This window comes from Streptomyces sp. Ncost-T10-10d, from assembly GCF_900091955.1.
GTDB lineage: Bacteria > Actinomycetota > Actinomycetes > Streptomycetales > Streptomycetaceae > Streptomyces.
In genome coordinates this window covers 44965-67610 of the sequence record NZ_FMDF01000182.1, presented here as the reverse complement: position 1 = coordinate 67610, position 22646 = coordinate 44965, and the positions used below count along the sequence as shown (strand labels likewise).

At 68.7% G+C, this 22646-nt stretch carries 13 protein-coding genes and 1 pseudogene; 3 read left to right on the top strand and 11 right to left on the bottom strand.

Annotated features, from left to right (window positions below; translation table 11 throughout):
• Positions 1-90: 90 nt before the first annotated feature.
• Positions 91-2985 (bottom strand): vitamin B12-dependent ribonucleotide reductase, encoded by a 2895-nt coding sequence (locus GA0115254_RS32840; RefSeq protein ID WP_093899045.1) that lies wholly within the window; start codon positions 2983-2985, stop codon positions 91-93.
• A gap of 162 nt (positions 2986-3147) precedes the next feature.
• Complete coding sequence (gene nrdR, locus GA0115254_RS32835) at positions 3148-3660, bottom strand: transcriptional regulator NrdR (RefSeq protein ID WP_093898913.1); 513 nt, start codon at positions 3658-3660, stop codon at positions 3148-3150.
• 533 nt (positions 3661-4193) lie between these two features.
• On the opposite strand from nrdR, the gene lexA reads away from it, so the two are divergent.
• A complete protein-coding gene (lexA, locus tag GA0115254_RS32830; protein ID WP_093898912.1) occupies positions 4194-4988 on the top strand; it encodes a transcriptional repressor LexA in 795 nt (264 codons plus the stop codon).
• Between the two features lie 83 nt (positions 4989-5071).
• Here the strand turns inward: lexA and GA0115254_RS32825 are convergent, their stop codons facing one another.
• The 5 genes from GA0115254_RS32825 to GA0115254_RS32805 are packed head-to-tail and all read right to left on the bottom strand — an operon-like array spanning position 5072 to position 13207.
• Positions 5072-7042: an ATP-dependent DNA helicase gene (locus tag GA0115254_RS32825; protein ID WP_093898911.1), complete on the bottom strand. Its 1971-nt coding sequence runs from the start codon at positions 7040-7042 to the stop codon at positions 5072-5074.
• 38 nt (positions 7043-7080) lie between these two features.
• Positions 7081-8997, bottom strand: coding sequence for an IucA/IucC family protein (locus tag GA0115254_RS32820; protein WP_093898910.1), 1917 nt, complete (start codon positions 8995-8997; stop codon positions 7081-7083).
• A gap of 60 nt (positions 8998-9057) precedes the next feature.
• Positions 9058-9864 carry a GNAT family N-acetyltransferase gene (locus tag GA0115254_RS32815; RefSeq protein ID WP_093898909.1) on the bottom strand — a complete coding sequence of 269 codons (807 nt, stop codon included), beginning with the start codon at positions 9862-9864 and terminating at the stop codon, positions 9058-9060.
• Positions 9865-9908: 44 nt separating this feature from the next.
• Complete coding sequence (locus tag GA0115254_RS32810) at positions 9909-11798, bottom strand: IucA/IucC family protein (protein WP_093898908.1); 1890 nt, start codon at positions 11796-11798, stop codon at positions 9909-9911.
• A 29-nt stretch (positions 11799-11827) separates the two neighbouring features.
• Positions 11828-13207 carry a diaminobutyrate--2-oxoglutarate transaminase family protein gene (locus tag GA0115254_RS32805; protein WP_093898907.1) on the bottom strand — a complete coding sequence of 460 codons (1380 nt, stop codon included), beginning with the start codon at positions 13205-13207 and terminating at the stop codon, positions 11828-11830.
• 328 nt (positions 13208-13535) lie between these two features.
• Here GA0115254_RS32805 and GA0115254_RS32800 point away from each other — a divergent pair, with 328 nt between their 5' ends.
• The gene (locus GA0115254_RS32800; RefSeq protein ID WP_093898906.1) at positions 13536-14756 is read left to right on the top strand and encodes a trypsin-like serine peptidase; all 1221 of its coding nucleotides are present in this window, start codon (positions 13536-13538) and stop codon (positions 14754-14756) included.
• A 259-nt stretch (positions 14757-15015) separates the two neighbouring features.
• Positions 15016-16185: a trypsin-like serine peptidase gene (locus tag GA0115254_RS32795; protein WP_093898905.1), complete on the top strand. Its 1170-nt coding sequence runs from the start codon at positions 15016-15018 to the stop codon at positions 16183-16185.
• Between the two features lie 79 nt (positions 16186-16264).
• On the opposite strand, the gene hflX is transcribed toward GA0115254_RS32795, so the two are convergent.
• The 4 genes and pseudogenes from hflX to dapF all read right to left on the bottom strand — a co-directional run bounded on the left by hflX (position 16265) and on the right by dapF (position 22635).
• Positions 16265-17776: a GTPase HflX gene (gene hflX / locus GA0115254_RS32790; RefSeq protein WP_093898904.1), complete on the bottom strand. Its 1512-nt coding sequence runs from the start codon at positions 17774-17776 to the stop codon at positions 16265-16267.
• 142 nt (positions 17777-17918) lie between these two features.
• Positions 17919-19372: pseudogene (locus GA0115254_RS32785) on the bottom strand (M1 family metallopeptidase).
• A gap of 96 nt (positions 19373-19468) precedes the next feature.
• Positions 19469-21622 (bottom strand): RelA/SpoT family protein, encoded by a 2154-nt coding sequence (locus GA0115254_RS32780; protein WP_093898903.1) that lies wholly within the window; start codon positions 21620-21622, stop codon positions 19469-19471.
• A 140-nt stretch (positions 21623-21762) separates the two neighbouring features.
• Complete coding sequence (gene dapF / locus GA0115254_RS32775) at positions 21763-22635, bottom strand: diaminopimelate epimerase (protein WP_093898902.1); 873 nt, start codon at positions 22633-22635, stop codon at positions 21763-21765.
• Positions 22636-22646 lie beyond the last annotated feature (11 nt).

Sequence of the window (22646 nt, the reverse complement as noted above, 5' to 3'; positions counted from 1 at the left end):
ACCGTCGGTCGGTCCCCTTCGTGCGAGCTGCTGATCAGCTAGGCGCGCAGGTCACGTCGTACGTTGTGCCCCACGCGATGGCGCCCGGTGTCAGCTGCAACCGCTGGTCGAGCCGCAGCCCTCGCAGATGTAGCAGGATCCGGCGCGCTGCATCTTCGTACCGCAGGAGAAGCAGAGCGGCGCGTCCGCGCTGATGCCCAGCTGCATCTCGACGAGCTCCGCCGAGGTGTGCGCCGTCCTCGGGGTCGGCTTCTCGGCCTCCGGCACGGCGGCCACCGCCTTCAGAGGCTCCGTCCGCACCGGGGCGGACTGGGCCAGGCTCTCGACGTCCAGCTCCTCGTCCTCCAGGGAGGGCTCGTACGAACCGGTGTCGAGGTGACGCTGACGCTCCTCGGCCGAGTGGATGCCGAGCGCCGAGCGGGTCTCGAAGGGCAGGAAGTCCAGCGCGAGGCGGCGGAAGATGTAATCGACGATCGACTGCGCCATTCGCACATCCGGGTCGTCCGTCATACCGGCCGGCTCGAAGCGCATGTTGGTGAACTTCGAGACGTACGTCTCCAGCGGAACGCCGTACTGCAGACCGACCGAGACGGCGATGGAGAAGGCATCCATCATGCCCGCGAGGGTGGAGCCCTGCTTGGACATCTTCAGGAAGACCTCGCCGAGACCGTCGTCCGGGTAGGAATTGGCGGTCATGTAGCCCTCGGCGCCGCCCACCGTGAACGAGGTGGTGATACCGGGACGGCCCTTGGGGAGGCGCTTACGGACCGGGCGGTACTCGACGACCTTCTCGACCGCGGTGCGGATGGTCTCCTCGGCCTTGGCCGTGACCTCTGCCTTCTCCTTCTCCTTGGTCTTCGCGGAGAGGGGCTGGCCGACCTTGCAGTTGTCGCGGTAGATCGCGAGCGCCTTGACGCCCATCTTCCACGCCTCGAAGTAGACCTCTTCGACGTCCTCGACGGTGGCCGTCTCCGGCAGGTTCACCGTCTTGGAGAGCGCTCCGGAGATCCACGGCTGGATCGCGGCCATCATGCGCACGTGGCCCATCGCGGAGATGGAACGCTCGCCCATCGCACAGTCGAAGACCTCGTAGTGCTCGGTCTTCAGACCGGGGGCGTCGATCACATTGCCGTGCTCGGCGATGTGGGCGACGATCGCCTCGATCTGCTCCTCCTGGTAGCCCAGGCGGCGCAGGGCCTGCGGGACGGTGCCGTTGACGATCTGCATCGAGCCGCCGCCGACCAGCTTCTTGAACTTGACCAGGGCGAGGTCGGGCTCGAGGCCGGTGGTGTCGCAGGACATCGCGAGACCGATGGTGCCGGTGGGGGCGATGACCGAGGCCTGCGCGTTGCGGAAACCGTTCTTCGCGCCGAGACGGATCACATCCTGCCACGCCTCCGTGGCGGCGGCCCAGATCGGGTTGTCCAGGTCATCCATGTGGACGGCCGCGGCGTTGGCATCGGCGTGCTGCTTCATGACGCGCTGGTGCGGCTCGGCGTTGCGGGCGTAGCCGTCGTAGGGACCGACGACCGCGGCGAGCTCGGCGGAGCGCTTGTACGAGGTTCCGGTCATCAGCGAGGTGATGGCACCGGCGAGGGCGCGGCCGCCGTCACTGTCGTACGCGTGGCCGGTCGCCATCAGCAGGGCGCCGAGGTTGGCGTAACCGATACCGAGCTGACGGAAGGCGCGGGTGTTCTCGCCGATCTTCTGGGTCGGGAAGTCGGCGAAGCAGATGGAGATGTCCATCGCGGTGATGACGAGCTCGACGACCTGGGCGAAGCGCTCGGACTCGAAGGACTGGTTGCCCTTGCCGTCGTCCTTGAGGAACTTCATCAGGTTCAGCGAGGCCAGGTTGCACGAGGTGTTGTCCAGGTGCATGTACTCGCTGCAGGGGTTCGAGCCGTTGATCCGGCCGGACTCCGGGCAGGTGTGCCACTGGTTGATCGTGTCGTCGTACTGGATGCCCGGGTCGGCACAGGCCCAGGCCGCCTCGGCCATCTTGCGGAAGAGGGACCTGGCCTCGACCTCTTCGATGACGTCGCCGGTCATCCGGGCGCGCAGCCCGAACTTGCCGCCGGACTCCACGGCCTTCATGAACTCGTCGTTCACCCGGACCGAGTTGTTGGCGTTCTGGTACTGGACGGACGTGATGTCGTCGCCGCCCAGGTCCATGTCGAAGCCCGCGTCACGCAGGGCGCGGATCTTCTCCTCTTCCTTCACCTTGGTCTCGATGAAGTTCTCGATGTCGGGGTGGTCGACGTCGAGAATGACCATCTTGGCCGCACGACGGGTGGCGCCACCGGACTTGATCGTTCCGGCGGACGCGTCGGCACCGCGCATGAAGGAGACAGGACCGGAGGCGTTGCCACCGGAGGACAGCAGCTCCTTGGAGGAGCGGATACGGGAGAGGTTCAGGCCGGCGCCGGAGCCGCCCTTGAAGATCATGCCCTCTTCCTTGTACCAGTCGAGGATCGACTCCATGGAGTCGTCGACGGCCAGGATGAAGCAGGCGGATACCTGCTGCGGCTGGGGCGTTCCGACGTTGAACCAGACCGGCGAGTTGAAGCTGAAGATCTGGTGCAGGAGGGCGTATGCCAGCTCGTGCTCGAAGATCTCGGCGTCCGCGGGAGAGGCGAAGTAGCCGTGGTCCTCACCGGCCTTGCGATACGTCTTCACGATCCGGTCGATGAGCTGTCGCAGACCGGTCTCGCGCTGCGGGGTGCCGACGGCCCCGCGGAAGTACTTGCTGGTGACGATGTTGACCGCGTTCACCGACCAGAAGTCGGGGAACTCGACGCCACGCTGCTCGAAGTTGATCGAGCCGTCGCGCCAGTTGGTCATGACGACGTCACGGCGCTCCCACGCCACCTCGTCGTACGGATGTACGCCGGGGGTGGTGTGGATGCGCTCGATACGCAGACCCTTGCTCGACTTGGATCCCTTGGCTCGGGAACCTCGTGCCGGGCCGCTCGCCGTCTCTGTCATGCCGCCTCCCATATGTGGGCAAAAACGCCCTGAAGTGCCCAGAACTTCCCGGGGCACAGTCTGTCTCTGATGCTTCGGGTGCCACGCACAGCACCCGAAGCGGGTCTATATGCAGCCGCCCTGTCGCCGATCCACGGACCTGTGCCGATCGGCCGGTGTCGCTCAGTCGGCGGCGACGGCGGGGACGGGGACCTCAAGGGTCTCGCCCCTCCCGCGCTCCTCCACGGGAGGCCGCCGCTCGCGAAGTTCCGCGATGGCGGCCTCGAAGTCCTCAAGTGTGTCGAACGCCCGGTACACGGACGCGAAACGCAGGTACGCGACGAGGTCGAGTTCCTGCAGGGGGCCGAGGATGGCCAGACCCACGTCATGGGTGGTCAGCTCGGCGCTGCCAGTGGCACGCACCGCCTCCTCGACCCGCTGACCGAGCTTGGCGAGGGCATCCTCGGTGACCGGCCGCCCCTGGCATGCCTTGCGCACGCCGGAGATGACCTTGGTACGGCTGAAGGGTTCGGTCACACCACTGCGCTTCACCACCATCAGCGAGCAGGTCTCCACCGTCGTGAAACGGCGGGAGCAGTCGGGGCACTGACGGCGACGGCGGATCGACGTGCCGTCATCGGTGGTGCGACTGTCGACGACCCGGCTGTCGGGGTGCCTGCAGAAGGGGCAGTGCATGGCTCCCAACCCTCCTTCACAGCACGACTGAATAGCCTCTTCAAGGCCCGCCAGGGCCCCTCGAAGCTGTCACAAGCATAGGCGATGGCCGCACCCCCGGCGGACCGGGGACCACAACTTCTGGGCGATTGGAGCAATCCAACCACTAGATCTTGGGTTTGGCCGCTCATTCAGCCCTAGCGCGTGTCGCGCATCGCGGGCGAACCGCAGGCAGCGTACGGCCGAGCACGAGGTTACGGGAACCGCGCGGCTGCCAGGATTGCGGGGCTCCCGCTGTCAGACTCGGACAACGGGACGGAGGCCACCCGCATGGCGACGCCGAGACGGCGGACGCTACCGTAATAGTCCGAATTGCCGGTCGGCCCAAGAGGTCGCCCCAAGCAGGGTCCCGGTCACTCCAGCCATTGCGCATACACCCAGCAGTGAACACACGACAGACTTTTATTCGTTTTTCACTCGAACGTGTGTTTGGCGCAACCTTTCGAAAGCCACTACCGTTGTCCAGCTAGGGAGACCATTCGAGAGGGGCCGACGTGACCACCACCGCAGACAGTGCCACCATCACTGCCCAGGACCGCTCCCAGAGCCGACTCGAGCCGGTGCATGCCATGAATGACTCAGTCACGAACACGGAGGGGCCAGAGCCCGTGCGCCCGGCGCGCTCATTGCCCGGCCGCCCTCCAGGTATCCGGGCGGACAGCTCGGGGCTCACGGACCGGCAGCGGCGAGTGATCGAGGTGATCCGGGACTCCGTGCAGCGGCGTGGCTACCCGCCCTCGATGCGGGAGATCGGTCAGGCGGTGGGCCTGTCCAGCACGTCCTCCGTCGCGCATCAGCTGATGGCCCTGGAGCGCAAGGGTTTCCTGCGTCGCGACCCACATCGCCCGCGGGCGTACGAGGTCCGCGGTTCGGACCAGCCCAGCTCGCAGCCCACCGATACAACGGGAAAGCCCGCGGCGTCGTATGTACCGCTGGTCGGCCGGATCGCAGCCGGTGGCCCGATCCTCGCCGAGGAATCGGTCGAGGACGTCTTCCCGCTCCCCCGCCAGCTGGTCGGTGACGGAGAGCTGTTCGTCCTCAAGGTCGTCGGTGACTCGATGATCGAGGCGGCGATCTGTGACGGCGACTGGGTCACCGTGCGCCGCCAGCCCGTCGCGGAGAACGGCGACATCGTGGCAGCCATGCTGGACGGCGAGGCCACGGTCAAGCGCTTCAAGCGGGAGGACGGCCATGTGTGGCTGCTTCCGCACAACTCCGCGTACCAGCCGATCCCGGGCGACGAGGCGACCATTCTCGGCAAGGTGGTGGCAGTGCTGCGGCGGGTGTGAAGACTCGCCGGTTCCGACCGGGCCCCGGGATCCACTGCGCCGATCCCGGGGCCCTGCCTGTGCCGCCGGGCACCCGGGGCGGGCTACTGGTCGTTGGCCTTGGCTGCCGCATCGATAGCCGCGAGTGAGCGGCGCGCCTGATTGCGGTCGGTGGTGTACCAGAAATCGGGCAGCGAGGCGCGCAGATAGCTGCCGTACCGGGCGTTGGCCAGCCGCGGATCGAGCACCGCGACCACACCCTTGTCGCCCGTGGCCCGTACGAGCCGGCCGGCGCCCTGAGCCATCAGCAGCGCGGCATGCGTCGCCGCGACGGCCATGAACCCATTGCCTCCGGCCTCCTCGACCGCCTTCTGGCGTGCGCTCATCAGGGGGTCGTCGGGACGCGGGAACGGAATCCTGTCCATGACCACCAGCTGGCAGCTGGCCCCGGGCACATCCACGCCCTGCCAGAGCGACAGCGTGCCGAAGAGGCAGGTCTCGGGATCGGCTGCGAAGTTCTTGATGAGCTCTCCAAGGGTCTCCTCGCCCTGCAGCAGGATCGGCTTGTCGAGCCGGCCGCGCAGTTCCTCGGCGGCGGCCTGGGCCGCCCGCATGGACGAGAACAGCCCCAGGGTGCGCCCGCCCGCCGCCTCCACCAGTTCGGCGAGTTCATCCAGCATGTCGGTGCGAGAACCCTCCCGACCGGGCGTGGCCAGATGCCTGGCGACGTACAGGATTCCCTGCTTCGGGTAGTCGAACGGCGACCCGACGTCGAGCCCCTTCCACTGCGGAATGTCGTCACCCGCAGTGCCTTCGGGAGCGAGTCCGAGCGACGCCCCCACCCCGTTGAAATCCCCGCCGAGCTTGAGCGTGGCCGAGGTGAGGACGACGGACCGCTCGGCGAAGAGCTTCTCGCGCAGAAGTCCGGACACGGAGAGCGGGGCGACCCGCACGGAGGCGCCGAAGCGGTCATGCCGCTCGTACCAGACGACGTCGTACTCCGAGCCCTGGGTGATGCGCTCGGCGACGCCGTGAATCGTCTCCACCGATGCGAGTGCCTGCTTACGGACGGCGTCCTCGTCCTGGACGGACTTGTCCCGGGTGGCGCCGAGGGCCGAGATCACCGTACGCGCGGCGTCACGAAGCGCCAGCAGCGCGTAGCCGAGGTCCTCGGGGACCTCTTCCAGGCGACCGGGGAGCGCCAACTCCATCACTCGCTCGAAGCCCTCCGCCGCGGTCTGCAGGGCGTCAGCGGCCTTCTCGTTGACCAGCTTCGCCGCTCGGCGCACTGCGCGGTTGACCTGGCCGGGGGTGAGCTCGCCGGTGGCCACTCCGGTGACCCTGGAGACCAGCTCATGGGCCTCGTCGACGATCAGTACCTCATGCTGCGGAAGCACGGGGGCACCCTCGATGGCATCGATGGCGAGGAGGGCGTGATTGGTGACGACGACATCGGCGAGCTTGGCACGCTCACGGGCCTGCTCCGCGAAGCACTCCGCGCCGTACGCACACTTGCCGGCGCCCAGGCATTCGCGGGAGGAGATGGAGACCTGCGCCCAGGCGCGATCGGATACGCCCGGGGTGAGGTCGTCGCGATCGCCGGTCTCGGTCTCGTCCGACCAGTCCCGCAGTCTCAGCAGATCCTGACCGAGCTTGCTCGACGGGGCCGCTGCCTCGAACTGATCGAAGAGCCCCTCCTCCTCGTCCTGGGGCACTCCTTCATGGAGCCGGTGCAGGCAGAGGTAGTTCGAGCGGCCCTTGAGCATGGCGAACTGGGGGCGGCGCCGCAGCAACGGATGCAGGGCGTCGACCGTGCGCGGAAGGTCGCGCTCCACGAGCTGACGCTGCAGTGCCAAGGTCGCCGTCGCCACCACGACGCGCTCCCCGTGCGCCAGCGCGGGCACCAGGTAGCCGAGGGATTTGCCCGTGCCGGTGCCGGCCTGGACGAGCAGATGGGCATTGTCGTCGACAGCCTCGGCGACGGCTTCGGCCATGGCGGCCTGGCCGGGCCGTTCCGTACCGCCGACGGCGGTCACGGCGGCGTGGAGGAGCTCGGGGAGGGATGGCTTTGTCATAGCTCGACCAGCCTACGGGGCACCACTGACAACGGCGATCACTCCCGGACTCGGACGGAGGGGTGGAGCGGGTTGGGAACGGTCCCGTGAATGGCGGCGTGCGGGCGACGGGGGCGGTCCCGGTAACCGTCCACGTGCAGGCGGTTGCGGTTCAGACAGAGACGTTCGATGCGGGGCGTCAGCATGTCGAACATCTCGAATCGCTCCTTGAGCTCGGGGAAGCGGGCGTGGTGCCGCAGGATCTCGGCCCGCACGAGTGACCAGAAATCGTCCTCCGGAACTCCGAGCTGTTCCTCGCACAGCGGGGACAGAAAGCGAAAGACACCGATGAACAGTCCGGAGTGGATGAACTGGATGAGGAAGGAGGGCTCCTCGGTGAGCAGGATGCGGCGTACATCCTGTGGCATGAACTCATGCTCCGGCAGCGGCTGGGCACTGATGTTCACATCGTCCACGAAGTCCTTGATCGCCAGACGCACCGGTACGTCCTGGTTGTCGAAGACGACGATCGTGTTCTCGCCGTGCGGGGAGAACACGGTGCCGTAGCGGTAGAGGAAGTGCAGCAGCGGCGGGAGCAGCGCGGCGAAGAGCCGGGTCAGCCAGGCGGTGGGCTTGAGCCCTGAGCGGGCGACGAGCTCGGCCGTGAAGGCGCGGCCGTGTGGATCGGTGTGGAGCAGCGAGGCGAGGGTCCGGGCCCGTTCGCCCGGAGCGAGCCGGGGCTGGAGGGGTTCTCGCCAGATCGCGCCGAGGATCTCCTTGAACTGGTACGGCGTCTCCGGGAGGTGGTCGTAGAGCGGATGCTCGACGGTCACGGAGGCCACCTCGCCCAGCAGGATGACCTGGCAGGTGTCGCGCAGAAAGGCGTCCCGGTCACGCAGGCCCTGGACCCAGGTGGTGACGGCGGGGGCCGCGAGGGTGCGTTCGGTCGGCAGTCCTCGCCAGACCAGCGTGTTGAGGATCGACAGGGGCAGTTTGACGGTGTGCCGGTCGGGGCGGGCCATGTTGGTGAACGTGCGGATGGACTGCTGAGGCAGTCGGAGATCGGCATCGGTGTGGAGCGGCACGATGTCGCCCGCGGAGATGGCCGGGGCAAAGACCGGAACGATCCATTCGTCCCACTGCCAGGGGTGCACGGGAAGACACAGATAGCTGCCGGGATCGAGGCCGCGGGCGCGGAGCACGGCGGCGAAGGAGTCACGGACCGACGGGTCCAGTTCCTGCACGTACAGCTGCTCGGGTGTGGCCAGGCCGGCCACTCCGCGGTAGGCCGCGATCCTGGTGGAGACGGCGATCCATGGCAGCCTGACCGGCGTGCGGGCCTCCGGTGTGTAACGGGAGGCGTCGGTGGCGGAGAAGCCGAGGCGTCCCTTGTTGGCAACGAGCCAGGGGTGTCCTGTCTGGTGCCCTTCCAGCTCGGCGTAGTCGAGATCGGCCAGCCGGTCGACGGAGAGCGCGGTGTGGTCGAGCCGGGCGTCGGCGGCGAGGGTGGTGGTGATCTCGCGGATGAGGTGGCCGAGGGTGGCGCCGTCGATCCCGAGGCTGTGGCGGGCGCGGGCAAGGAACTGCAGCGGGTCGCGGAAGGGGACGGTGTCGGTGTTCCGGTCCCGCAGTGGCTCGGCAGGCGCGCCCCGGCCGTTGTCCCGCATCGGGTCCGCCGGCGACTCCCGGGCACTCCCGCACGTCTCCAGAACCGAATCGGGGGCGATGTGCCAACTGCCGTACGCGCCCCGCCGGGCGCTGAAGCTCAGGGTTCCACCGTCATCGAGCCCGAGGGTGTACGTATCGCCTCCGTCGGCCTGCCGGACCGGCTCGATGATTTCCTCGTAGGCGAATTGACCGAGCATCTTCGCGAGCAGTCGGGCAGCGGCTCCGTCCCAGACCGTCCGGCTCAGTTCTGGCGTGCTGAGCAGGTCGGCAGACTCCGCTGAATCATGGCTCGCAGGATATTTCGGCACGGGGACTCCTCGGGATGAAACCGATGGGGTTCGAGCGGTGTATGCAAAGCAGCAGATCGTTCACAGCTGGGCACGGTGGGTTCGGTCGCGGACCATCAGGGCGGCTCTTTTGTCGGGGAGTTCGACTTCTGCGGAGAAGCGGAAGCCTGCGCTGAGGAAAGCGGAAACGGAAGGGGTATTACGCAGGTCGGGCTCCGCCACAACACGTGCGCACAGGGGACGGTTGTCGAGTACGAGGTCGGAGACGGCCCGGAGCAGGGTGGTACCGACCCCGCGTCCGCGGTTGTTCACACCGCCGATGAGGAGGTGGATTCCGGTGTCGTGCGGTCGAGCGGGGTAGTGACGCGCCAGCGGATCGAGATCCGCGCGGTAGATCTCCCAGTAGCTCATGGGAACGCCTGCCAGCACGCCGAGGCACGGGACGCTGCGTCCGTCACCGTCGAGTTGAGGGCGCAGATGGTCGGCTGTGACGGATTCGGATCCGGCGAGTTCCCAGAATGCGGCGACTGCGGGGTCGTTCATCCAGCGGCTGATCACTGCGAGATCGCGTTCCAGTCGCACGGGGACGAGTTGGAACACTCCGGCCGGGGTGGTGACCGGTCCCCAGTCGGCAGGGTGGTCGAGCAGATCCGGGACAGCCGGCCTGCTCGTGGCCACCTGCGTGCCTCTGACCGGGTCCGTGTCGTCCGGTTCGGATGACACGGACGCGTTCGGCGGCTGGGTGCGTGTCTCGGTGGCGGGTGCGCCCTCGCCGAAGAGGGCCAGGAGTTCTTCGGAGAGCGGCAGGTCCAGGGTGTCCTCGGCGCCTGTGTCGGCCCGTGGGGCAGGACCGGTACCGGCGTCGGTGTGCGCATCGGCGGGAGCCACGGTGTCGCTCTCCTCTCGGCGGTTCAGGCGGTGGTCATAGTCCCTCAGGCACACAGGGGGTTGGCAATGGTGACGTAGACGGACTGGGTGTCGACAGGACCGACGAGTTCGTCGAGGCCGTGCAGTCGGGTCAGCAGATTGGCCTTGCACCGCAGGTGGGAGCTTTCCAGCAGATGTGCGGGCAGCGGGGAGCCCAGTGCGGCGGCCGAGCCGAGGAATCGACGGAACGCGGCGATGAGCACGTGTTCGCCGGCGAGGTGCTGGGCACCGAAGGCTCCGATGAGGCCGAACACATTGTTGATGCCGAGGTAGTAGGCAAAGCGCTCGTCGGTGACCGTGTCGGAGACGAAGGTGTCGCTGACCGATCCGATGCCTGGGAGCCGGTGCTCCAGTGCCGCACGGTGGGAGTCGCGGAAGTAGTAGCCCTGGTTGTCGCGGTATCGGCCGCCGACGGGCCAGCCGTGGGGATCGAGCAGCACCAGGGTGTTCTGCTGGTGGGCTTCGAGGGCCACGCCTGCGTGGGCATCGAGCCAGAGCACGGGGCGTACGACGCGGTCGAGGTAGCGCAGGAACCACTCGGTGGCGACGGCACCTACGGCTCTTCCGGTGGCAGCGGCCAGGGAGATCACGATCTCGGCCAGGCGTGAGTGCATACCCGTCCGGCCCGGCCAGGGGCGCGGGGCGGTGAGCGCGGCGATGCAGACCGCGTCGTCGTACGGACCGAACGGGTTGTGCCGCAGCATCACGTCGAGGCCTGCGACAGGCTCGCCGTCCGGGCCGTCGACGGCGAGCCAGGCGGGGTCGCGGACGATGTCGAAACCCGGGTGGACGGCGTGCCACTGCGCGGCGAGTCCGCTGCGGAGCAGCCGGTGGACCTCCACTCCGCGGTGGAGTTCCTTGCGGAGATTCTCTCGACGGGAGTTGGTGATGCGAACGCCGAGGGAGAGCTTGAGCATGAGCTCCGCACCGGGCCGATGCACGGTACGGACGGATGAGGTGGGGTACCAGTGCTTCCCGTGCGGTCCGAGGTCGTGCAGGAGTCCGGCGTCGAGCAGGGCGGCGGCCGCGGACCGGTGTCCGAGTTCGCGGGCCTGCCACGGGTGGAGCGGAATCGGTGTGGTGTTGTCGGGGAGTCGCAGTCCTTCGGCATGGGAGGTGATCAGTTCCGTGGCCGATACGGGACGGCCTCCGTCGGTCCAGGCGGAGTCGGTGGCCAGCACGGACCGGTCGACAGCCATCCAGTGCAGCGGGAAGGAGCCGTGCAACTCGGGCGAGTAGAGGCGGGATTCGGAGTCAGAGAGGCCTTCACGGCTCTTGGGGGTGGGGTGGAGCGGATGTCCGAGGAGAAGTGACTGCTCGGCGGTGAGGAAGAGGTCCGCTTCGGCCGGGGCGCCGGGAGTGCGGCGCCGCTCGGCGATGAAGCCGGCCGTCCGCTGTACGGAGTCGGCGACCCGGGCCACCATGTCGGCGCCTTCATGGCGGTCGGCCTCACGGCCCAGGAGAGCGGCGACCGTGACGGCGTCGGTGGGCGGTGCTCCTTCGGGTGCCCCCTCCAGGGCAGGCATGCCGAAGCGGTGCCAGCCCGTGGCGGACCAGTAGAGGACGGGGACGAGCAGAGCGGTTCCGCTGGCGGGGAGCGGGATTCGAAGCGTTTCCCCGGCCGGCCGGGGCAGGTCGCACTCCCGGACCCAGCAGCGGAGCAGATTCTCGACACCCGCCGTGTCGGCGGCCCTCAGCGGGTCCGGATGGTCGAGGAGGTCGGCCGGTGCCGCGCAGATGATCGTGGCTTTCGGGGCGTACCGCTCGTCGTGCGGTGCCGCCATCTGACGGGGCACGGTGGTCTGCTCGGCGACGAGGTTGCCGGTCAGTCCGGCCTGTCCTCGCTGCTGGGTGGGGGGAGGGCCATCGGCCTGGGGTGCGGGGGTGGGGTTCACGGCGGTCTTTCCTGTGATGGTGTCCGGGGTCAGCGGAGCGGCCCGGTCGTGGTCCGGCGGTGCGGCAGGCGCTCGGCGGCTGCCAGGGCGTCGGCGAGGCGGTCCACGACCGCTGTTGCCTGTTCGTCGGTGAGAGTGAGGGGTGGGAGGAGGCGTACGACGGTGGAGTGGCGTCCGCCGAGTTCGACGATGAGCCCGCGGCGCAGACACTCCTGCTGGACGGCCTGGGCGAGGGCCGGGGCGGGGGGCGGCTCGGGGCTGTCGCCCGGCGCGGTGGCCTCGGGGTCGACGAGTTCCACGCCGATCATCAGACCCCGTCCGCGGACGTCCCCGATGGTCGGGTGGTCCGTGGCCAGCGCCTGGAGGCGGGCGACGATCCGCGCGCCGAGCGTCGCGGCCCGCTCGGCGAGATGGTTCTCCCGCACGAAGGCGAGCGTGGCCGTACCAGCCGCCATCGCCAGCTGGTTGCCCCGGAAGGTGCCGGCGTGGGCGCCCGGCTGCCAGGTGTCGAGTTCGGAGCGGTAGACGATCACGGCGAGCGGGAGGGATCCGCCGATGGCCTTGGAGAGCACCATCACGTCGGGCACGATCCCGCTGTGCTCGACCGCCCAGAAGGCACCGGTGCGGCCGACGCCCGTCTGGACCTCGTCGGCGATCAGGGGGACGGACCGGGTCTCGGTGATCTCGCGCATCCGGCGCATCCAGCTGTCGGGGGCGGGGTTCACACCGCCCTCCCCCTGCACCGGTTCGAGGATCATCCCGGCCGGCGCGGGCGCGCCTCCCTTGGGATCGTCAAGGAGGTTCTCGGTCCACCGGGCGGCGATCTCCGCGCCGCGCTCGCCCCCGACGCCGAAGGGGCAACGGTAGTTCTGCGGGAACGGCAGACGCGTCACCCGTACGTCCTCGGCACCGCCCGAGGCGGCAAGCGCTCCTGCCGTCATCCCGTGGTAGGCACCGGTGAAGGCGAGGAGTCCGCTGCGGCCGGTCGCGGCACGGACCAGTTTGAACGCCGCCTCGACGGCGTCCGTACCGGCTGGTCCGCAGAACTGGATCCGGGCGTTGTCGGCGAACTGCCGCGGCAGGGTGGCGAACAGCTCCGTGGTGAAGGCGTCCTTTACGGGGGTGGCGAGGTCGAGCACATGCAGTGGTGCGCCCGAGTCGATCACCTTCCTGATCGCTTCCAGAACCACCGGGTGGTTGTGCCCGAGCGCCAGGGTGCCGGCTCCGGAGAGACAGTCGAGGTATCGCCGCCCGTCCGCGCCTTCGATGGTCATCCCGCGGGCGCGCACCGGCACGATCGGCAGTGAACGCGCATAGGTACGGGCGGCGGATTCGCGCAGCGACTGACGGCGCAGGATCCCCTCGTGCACCGCCGGTGCTGCCACCGGGGCTGGTTCGGTCACGGCCACGGCTGTTGGTCCTCCCGCTGTAACAGTTGCGTTGCACGTCAGTACGTAGGCGCACGGACGGACTGCGGGGATGAACGCTGTCCTCGAGTCCCTCGCCCGTACCAACGACGCAGAACGCAGGGGATCACGGGTAAATCCGAAGATCCTTGCGGGGCGGAACCGTGGCCCTGCTGCGTACCGTCCCCATCGGCACCGGCATAGTGGGGGCCGCACGGAGGGCTCGGGCAGATTTCCGGGAGTCCGCCGGTCGTTCGGAGCCGGTGGCTCGGAGCAGTACCGAAGTGCAGTACAGAAGTGTTGAGTTACGAAGTCCCAGGGGGATCACCACATGCGACTCATTCGACCGGCTCTCACCGCACGTCAGGGGAGCGCACGTCGCACGCGTTCCTCGGTGCTCGCCGTGGCCGCGGTCACAGCGGTCCTTGCGCTCACCGCCACCGCATGCGGTCCGGGCGAGGACAACGCCAGTGACAAGCCGAGCAGTTCCGCCGGCCAGTCCTCGGACGGCAAGATCACCATTCCGGACGATCTGAAGGACCGGCTCAAGGAACACGGGATCGACCTCGACCAGTGGAAGAACGGCGAGTGGAAGAACTGGGACAAGGACAAGTGGCTGCGCGAGGCCAAGGACTTCGTCAACCCGATCATCGAGGGCCTCTGGGACCCGGACCGAATGCGGGATGCCGACAAGTCGCCGGAGAAGCCGGTCGCCAATGACATCTCGGGTGACGTCGGTGTGACGGACCCGACGCCCGTGCCGGTCCGGGCCGCTGGTGTCCGAACGCCGTACCACGCCAATGCCGCGGAGTCCGGGAAGCTGCTCTTCGACAGCCCCGAGGGCTCCATGGTCTGCTCCGCGACCGTGGTGAAGGACCCGGCGCACCCCGGGAAGTCCAACCTGGTGTGGACCGCGGGGCACTGTGTGCACGCGGGCAAGAAGGGCGGCTGGTACCGCAACATCGCCTTCGTGCCGTCGTACAACAACAGCGGTCTGTCGACGGCCGAACTGCAGAAGGCGGCCAAGCAGGAGATCGCGCCCTACGGCGTGTGGTGGGGCCAGTGGGCACAGACGTCCGACCAGTGGATCTCCCAGGGTTCCTCGATCGGCGGGCAGGGCGCCCCGTACGACTTCGCAGTGCTGCACGTCACGCCGGAGAAGGGCTCGACGGGTAAGTCCCTGGAGGAAACGGTCGGTTCCGCGCTGCCTGTCGAGTTCAATGCCCCGGCCGTACCGAACATCGACAGCATGACCGCCACCGGCTTCCCGGCCGCTCCGCCCTACGACGGCCAGAAGGCCTTCCAGTGCGCGGACAAGCCGGGTCGGCTCTCGCTGACCGCGCAGGACCCCACGATGTACCGCATCGGCTGCAGCATGACGGGCGGTGCCTCCGGTGGTGGCTGGGTCGCGGCGGGCCAGGACGGCAAGCCCGCCCTCGTCTCGAACACCTCCATCGGCCCGGTGACGGCCGGCTGGCTGGCCGGGCCGCGCTTCGGCAAGGAAGCCAAGGGCGTCTACGAGTCGGTCAGCAAGAAGTACGCAGGGCAGTGACGACGGACCGTCACCCGGCCGGGCCCGGGTGACGGTGACGGTACATCAGGGACCCCGGCGCGGCTGCTGCCCGCCGGGGCCTTTGCCGTCGCGCTACGCCCCCGAGTGGCCCGCACTCCACGCGGGTTGCGTCTCTGCGGCAGGGGCGTGGTCCACACCGTCATAGGGTGGGCCTGCATCGTCGGTGGCCGTTGGTCCGGCCACCGTTTCGCATGACAAGTTCATGGCAATCTCGGAGATTTCAGGGGGAATCCTTTCCATGCGATCCATACGTCCGCTGCTCGCCGCGACCGGCCTCGTCGCGGCGCTCGCGCTGACGGCCACGGCCTGTGGTCCGAGCGAGGACAACGCAGCCGACAAACCCGCCGCCGCCGACTCCGCGGGTGGCAAGGACTCCGGCTCCCTGTCCGACGGTCTGGCCGACACGCTGAAGAAGCATGGCGTCGACCCGGAGAAGTGGAAGAACGGCGAGTGGAAGAACTGGGACAAGGACAAGTGGCTGCGTGAGGCCAAGGACTTCGTCAACCCGGTCATCGAGGGGTTGTGGAAGCCCGACCGGATGAAGTCGGCCAAGGACCCGGCAAAGACCATGGCGGCCGGCGACCTCTCCGGCGACCAGGGCGTCACCGACCCCGAGCCCGCCCCGGTCGAGGCCGAGCGCGAGAAGACTCCGTACCACGACTACGCGGCCCCGGTCGGCAAGGTGTTCTTCGACTCCCCCGAGGGCGCCATGGTCTGTTCCGGCACGGTCGTCAAGGACCCGGAGAACCCGGGCAGGTCCAATCTGGTGTGGACCGCTGGACACTGTGTGCACGCCGGTTCGAAGGGCGGCTGGTACCGCAACATCGTCTTCGTGCCCGCGTACAACGACAGGGGCAAGTCCGCCGCCGCACTGGAGAACGCGCAGCCGCAGGAGATCGCCCCGTACGGTGCCTACTGGGCCGACTGGGCCACGACGTCCGGTGAATGGCTCGCCGATGGCGGTCCCACCGGGGGCGAAGGCGCCCCCTATGACTACGCGGTACTGCATGTGAAGCCGGAGAAGGGCAGCAAGTCCCTGGAGGAGACCGTGGGCAACGCGCTGCCGGTCGACTTCGATGCCCCCGAGGTCTCGAAGATCAGCGCGATGGGCGCCTGGGGTTACCCCGCCGCCCCGCCGTACAACGGCCTGATCATGCACAAATGCGTCGACCGCCCGGGCCGACTCTCCGTCAGCCCGAGCACTCCGACGATGTACCGCATCGGCTGCACCATGACCGGTGGCTCCTCCGGCGGTGGGTGGTTCAGCGAAGGCAGTGACGGCAAGCTCGCGCTGGTCTCCAACACCTCCATCGGCCCGGTGACTTCGGGCTGGCTCGCCGGCCCCCACCTGGGCAAGGGCGCTCAGGACGTCTTCACCGCGATGAGCAAGAGGTCCGGCAGCCAGTAGCAGCCGCACGTACGCCCGAAGGCCCGCTCCCGACGAGGGAGCGGGCCTTCGGTCCGTTCTGAGCCGTACCGCGCCGCGGTCAGTGCGCCACAGGGACGAACGAGGACAGGACAGCTGCCAGTTCCTCATGCACCCGCGCCTTGACCAGGGTGCCCTCCGATGTGTGCTCCTCGGAGATCACCTCGCCCTCGGCGTGCACCCTGGAGACGAGCCCGCCCTGGGTGTACGGGACGAGCGCCTCGATCTCGACCGAGGGCCGAGGCAGTTCGGTGTCGATGAGTGCGAGCAGCTCGTCGATACCGGCGCCGGAACGCGCCGACACGGCGATCGCATGCTTCTCGATGCGCAGCAGCCGCTGGAGTACCAGCGGATCGGCCGCATCCGCCTTGTTGATCACCACGACCTCGGGCACGTCCACCGCACCCACTTCGCGGATCACCTCGCGCACCGCGGCGAGCTGTTCCTCCGGCACCGGGTGGGAGCCGTCCACCACATGCAGGATCAGATCGGATTCACCGACCTCCTCCATGGTGGAGCGGAAAGCCTCGACGAGGTGGTGCGGCAGATGCCGTACGAACCCGACCGTGTCGGCCAGGGTGTAGATCCGGCCGCTCGGCGTCTCGGCCCGGCGCACGGTCGGGTCCAGGGTGGCGAACAGTGCGTTCTCCACCAGGACGCCGGCACCGGTCAGCCGGTTGAGCAACGAGGACTTGCCCGCATTGGTGTAGCCGGCGATGGCGACCGAGGGCACCTTGTTGCGCTTGCGCTCCTGGCGCTTGATCTCGCGGCCGGTCTTCATCTCCGCGATTTCCCGGCGCATCTTCGCCATCTTCTCGCGAATCCGACGTCGGTCCGTCTCGATCTTGGTCTCACCCGGACCACGGGTTGCCATGCCGCCACCGCCGCTGGAACCGCCGCCGCCCATCTGACGGGAGAGCGACTGACCCCAGCCGCGAAGCCGCGGCAGCATGTACTGCATCTGTGCCAGCGAGACCTGCGCCTTGCCCTCTCGGGACTTGGCGTGCTGGGCGAAGATGTCGAGGATCAGAGCGGTCCGGTCGACCACCTTGACCTTGACGACATCTTCCAGATGGATCAGCTGGCCGGGGCTGAGTTCACCGTCGCAGACGACGGTGTCGGCCCCTGATTCGAGGACGATGTCGCGCAGCTCCAGCGCCTTGCCCGAGCCGATGTAGGTGGCCGGGTCGGGCTTGTCGCGGCGCTGGAAGACGGCGTCGAGCACCATGGCGCCTGCCGTCTCCGCGAGTGCGGCCAGCTCCGCGAGGGAATTCTCCGCGTCCTGCACGGTCCCCGAGGTCCAGACACCGACCAGCACCACACGCTCCAGGCGCAGCTGTCGGTACTCGACCTCGGTGACGTCCTCGAGCTCGGTCGAGAGTCCTGCCACACGCCGCAGTGCGGCGCGTTCGGAGCGGTCGAACTGCTCGCCGTCCCGCTCTCCGTCGATCTCGTGGCTCCAGGCGACGTCCTCTTCCATCAGGGCGTCGGCCCGAAGGCTCTCGGTGAGGCTCTCGGTCACATTCTCCGTAGCGCTCTGCGCGTCCTGGGGAAGGGAAGAAGAGGAGGTCATTGGATCCTTACGTCGATAGAAATCCGTTACATCAGTCACAACGCGTGACCTCTCCCGATGATTCCCGCTGTCGGGAATCCGGTCCGGCCGCCCGCGGCGACCCGTCGATAGTGGCATGGTCCGCCGGGCCCGTCACCCGGGTTTATCGCTGTCCGTCGGGCTTGGCACTGTGCCAGTCCGGGTGCCCCGGCATCGGCGGGGTCTTCTCGCCGTACAGCCAGCCGTCGAAGAACGAGGTCAGGTCGCGGCCCGCGGTCTGCGATGCCAGCCGGACGAAGTCCGCGGTGGCGGCGTTGGAGTCCTGGTGCTTCTTCACCCAGCTCCGCTCCAGCCGGTCGAATGCGCTCTCGCCGATCTCCTGGCGCAGCGCGTAGAGGATCAGTGCGCTGCCGTCGTACACGACCGGCCGGAACAGACCGAGCTTCTGCCCGGGTGCCGGGACGTCGGGGCGGGCCGGGGGCCGCCCGCGGCGCGCCAGCCGTCGGACCTGATGTAGGCGTCATGCATCCGGCTCTCCAGTGGCTTGTCGGCGTGCTCCTCGGCGTAGCGGGCCTCGTACCAGCTGGCATGTCCCTCGTTGAGCCACAGATCGGACCACGCCTGTGGGGAGACGCTGTCGCCGAACCATTGGTGGGCGAGCTCGTGCACCATGATCGATTCGACATACCACTTGGGGTAGGCGGTCTGGGTGAACACGGACCGCTCGAAGAGCGAGAGTGTCTGGGTCTCCAGCTCGAAGCCGGTGTCGGTGGCGGCGACCAGCAGTCCGTATGTCTCGAAGGGGTAGGGGCCGACCTGCTGTTCCATCCATTCCAGCTGACCGGGTGTCTTGCTGAGCCAGGGTTCCAACCGCTTCTGGTCGGCGCTCGGCACCACGTCGCGTACCGGCAGTCCGTGCGGCCCGGTCCGTTTCAGGACGGTGGAACGGCCGATGGTGACCTGGGCCAGTTCGGTGGCCATGGGGTGTTCGGTCCGGTAGGTCCAGGTGGTCTCGGCACCGTTGCGGGCCGTGCCTGCGGGCAGGCCGTTGGCGACCACTGTGAGGTCCTTGGGCGCGGTGATCCGGAAAGTGAAGTACGCCTTGTCGGCGGGGTGGTCGTTGCTCGGGAAGACCCGGTGCGCGGCGTCGGCCTGATTGGCCATGGCCAGACCATCGGCGGTGCGCAGCCAACCGCCGCTTTCCTGGCCGCCGTTCGGGTCGCTGGTGTGCCGGACGGTGATGTGCAGCGGCGCTCCGGCCGGGAGTCGGCTGGGGGGCTGGATGACCAGGTCCTCGTCCGCCGCGGCGAAGTCGGCGCGCAGACCATTGATTTCGACCGTGCGGACAGTGCCCTGGGCGAAGTCGAGGTTGATCCGGTCCAGCGGCTCGGTGGTCCGCGCATCAATGGTGGTGACGGCGTCCAGCGGCTCGCTGTTGCTGCCGTGGTAGGTCAGTCCGATGTCGTACGAGAGGACGTCGTACCCGGGATTACCGAGGCGCGGGAAGAGTGGATCACCGATTCCGAGCGGTACGGGTGAGGGGAGGGCGGCGGCGACGAGGGCGGCCGATGCGGTGGCCAGCAGAGCGGCCCGCAGACGGCGGGAGATGATCGGCATGAACTACCGCTACCAGCGACTCCCACCTGGGCAGGTGCGGCGCGCGCCACGCCACTCGAACGAGATCGCTGTGGCAGATGGCGCTGCGCGGCGGGGTCAGACGGTGACGGCGGGGTGCTGGACGCGGCTCACGTCGTACACCCCGGGTACGTCACGCATCGCACGCATCAGAGCGGGCAGTCCGGCGGCATCGGGGAGCTGCAATGTGTAGGTGTGCCGAACGCGCTGTTCGCTGGGTGGTTCGACGGTGGCGGAGATGATCGCAGCGTCCGCCGTCGCGATCGCCTCGGTGAGATCGGCGAGCAGCCGGGGCCGTCCGAAGGACTCGGCGACCAGGGTGACCCGGCACCCGGCCACGTCGCTCCAGCTCACCGAGACCGACGCCCGGCCGACGGACTGCATCCGGGCCACCTCGGGGCACTCCGGCCGGTGCACGGTGACGGCGCCGCCGCGCACGACGAATCCGGTGACGGCATCGGGTGGTACGGGGGTGCAGCAGCCCGCGAGTCGTACGGTGGCATCCGGTCGGTCCGCCACGGCGCTCGCGGTGCGGCTCGCGGACCTGGCGTGCCCCGGGTCGGTGTTTTCCTGGGGCTGTGGTTCGGGCCTGGGCTCCGCGGGCCTGCTGTTGTACGGGCCCTGGGCATCCTCGGGGTGGGCGTCCAGCCAGCCGGTGATGGCGATCCGGGCGGCTGGGGTCCGGGCGTGGTCGAGCCAGTCGGGCGAGGGGCCTGAGGCAGCGTCCTCCGCGAGCAGCAGCTGCACGGTGTCGCCGTCGCTCAGTACGGTGCCGAGGGTGGCCAGCCGGCCGTTGACCCGGGCACCGATGCAGCGGTGCGCCTCGTCCCCGTACTGCGCGTAGGCGGCGTCGACGCAGCTGGCTCCGGCGGGCAGTCCGAGCGTGCCGCCGTCGGTGCGGAAGACCGTGATCTCCCGGTCCTGGGCGAGGTCGGCGCGGAGTGTGGTCCAGAAGGTGTCGGGGTCCGGGGCGGACTGCTGCCATTCCAGGAGCCTGGAGAGCCAGCCGGGCCGGGTCGGGTCGGCGCGCTCTCCGTCCGCGGGTTCGGCGGACTGCGGCGCGGAGCCGCTGTCCGCGGCGTACGGATTGCCGAGGGCGATGACGCCCGCCTCGGCGACCTTGTGCATCCGGTGCGTACGGATGAGGACTTCGGCGACTGCCCCATCGGGGCCCACGACTGCGGTGTGCAGTGACTGGTAGAGGTTGAATTTGGGTGCGGCGATGAAGTCCTTGAACTCGGAGATCACCGGGGTGAAACAGGTGTGCAGTTCACCGAGTACGGCATAGCAGTCGGCGTCCTCGCCGACGAGAACCAGCAGTCGGCCGAAGTCGGTGCCGCGCAGTTCGCCGCGTTTGATCCTGACACGGTGTACGGAGAGGTAGTGGCGCGGCCTGATGAGGACTTCTGCGAGGATGCCGGCCTCCCGCAGCACCGCTGCGACGTTCTCGGCGACGGCGGCGAGCGGGTCCTGGGTGGCCGCGGCGCCGGAGGCGTCCGGTTGCGCCGACGCGGCGGCGATCAGTGCGCGGGTTTGTTCGTACTCCTCGGGGCGGAGGATCGCGAAGACGAGGTCCTCCAGCTCGGTCTTGAGGGCCTGTACGCCGAGCCGCTCGGCCAGCGGGATCAGCACGTCGCGGGTGACCTTGGCGATCCTGACCTGTTTCTCGGGACGCATCACGCCCAGGGTTCGCATGTTGTGCAGCCGGTCGGCGAGCTTGATCGACATCACCCGGACGTCGTCCCCGGTGGCGACCAGCATCTTGCGGAAGGTCTCGGGTTCGGCCGCCGCTCCGTAGTCGACCTTTTCGAGTTTGGTGACGCCGTCGACGAGGTAGCAGACCTCTTTCCCGAATTGCTCCCGCACCTGATCGAGGGTCACTTCGGTGTCCTCGACGGTGTCGTGGAGCAGTGAGGCCGTGAGTGTCGTGGTCTCGGCGCCGAGCTCGGCGAGGATCAGCGTGACGGCGAGCGGGTGCGTGATGTACGGCTCGCCGCTCTTGCGCATCTGTCCACGGTGCGAGGACTCCGCGAGTACGTAGGCCCTGTGCAGGATGGAGAGGTCGGCATCCGGGTGGTGCGCGCGGTGGGCCTCGGCGACGTGGCCGATCGCGTCGGGCAGCCGGTCGCGGGAGACGGGGCCGAGCGCGACGCGGCCGAGCCTGCGGAGATCGATCCGGGGACGGCCCCGTCTGCGGATGGGAGCACCTGGGTTGGTGGCCTCTGCACTCATGGGGCACCTCCGGCGACGTCGACCGGCGGTGGGGAGGTGCGGACGCGCCTCCGGGCCGGTGCTTGATGCTACCGAGCCCACCACGTGGCGGAGTCCGGCTCTCGCTCAGCGTGAAACGGATCACCCATTCGAGCGAAGCTCTAGCCGATAGCCGTTTCGAGCCAGGCGGAGTCGATCAAGCCCTCGGCGACGATCACGGCAGCTCCGGTCATCTCGATCTCGCCGTCCGGCCGCTCGGTGATCACGAGGGTGCCGCCGGGCAGATCCACCGTGTACGTGACCGGGGTGCCGGTCTCCGCGGGGTCGGTGCCGTCCCTGCGGGCCGCGGCGACGGCCACGGCGCAGGCGCCCGTGCCGCAGGAGCGGGTTTCGCCCGAACCGCGCTCATGGACCCGCATCGCGACATGGCGCGGTCCGCGGTCCACGACGAATTCGATGTTGACGCCGTCCGGGTAGACGGCCGCGGGACTGAACGGCGGCGCGGAGAGCAGATCGCCGGCGTGCGCCAGGTCGTCGACGAAGGCGACCGCGTGCGGATTGCCCATGTTCACATTGCGTGCGTCCCAGCTGCGGCCGTCCAGGCTGACCGTGACGCCTTCCTCGGGGAGGAGCGCGCGTCCCATGGAGACCGTGATGTCGCCACCCTTGGCGATGTGCACCTTCTTCACCCCGCCCCGTGTCGCGACGGCGAGGTCGCCCTCCTCGACATGCCCGGCGCGCTGCAGATAGCCGGCGAAGACCCGTACGCCGTTGCCGCACATCTCGGCGATCGAGCCGTCGGCGTTGCGGTAGTCCATGAACCACTCGGCCTCGCCCGACATGGCCCGCGCCTCCGGGTGCGCGGCGGACCGTACGACGTGCAGCAGCCCGTCACCACCGATGCCGGCCCGGCGGTCGCACAGCCGGGCGACGGCGGAGGAGGGCAGGTCGAGGGCGTTGTCCGGGTCGGGAACGATCACGAAGTCGTTCTCGGTGCCGTGGCCCTTGAGGAAGGCGATCTGCGAGGTGCTCACAGGGCAACTGT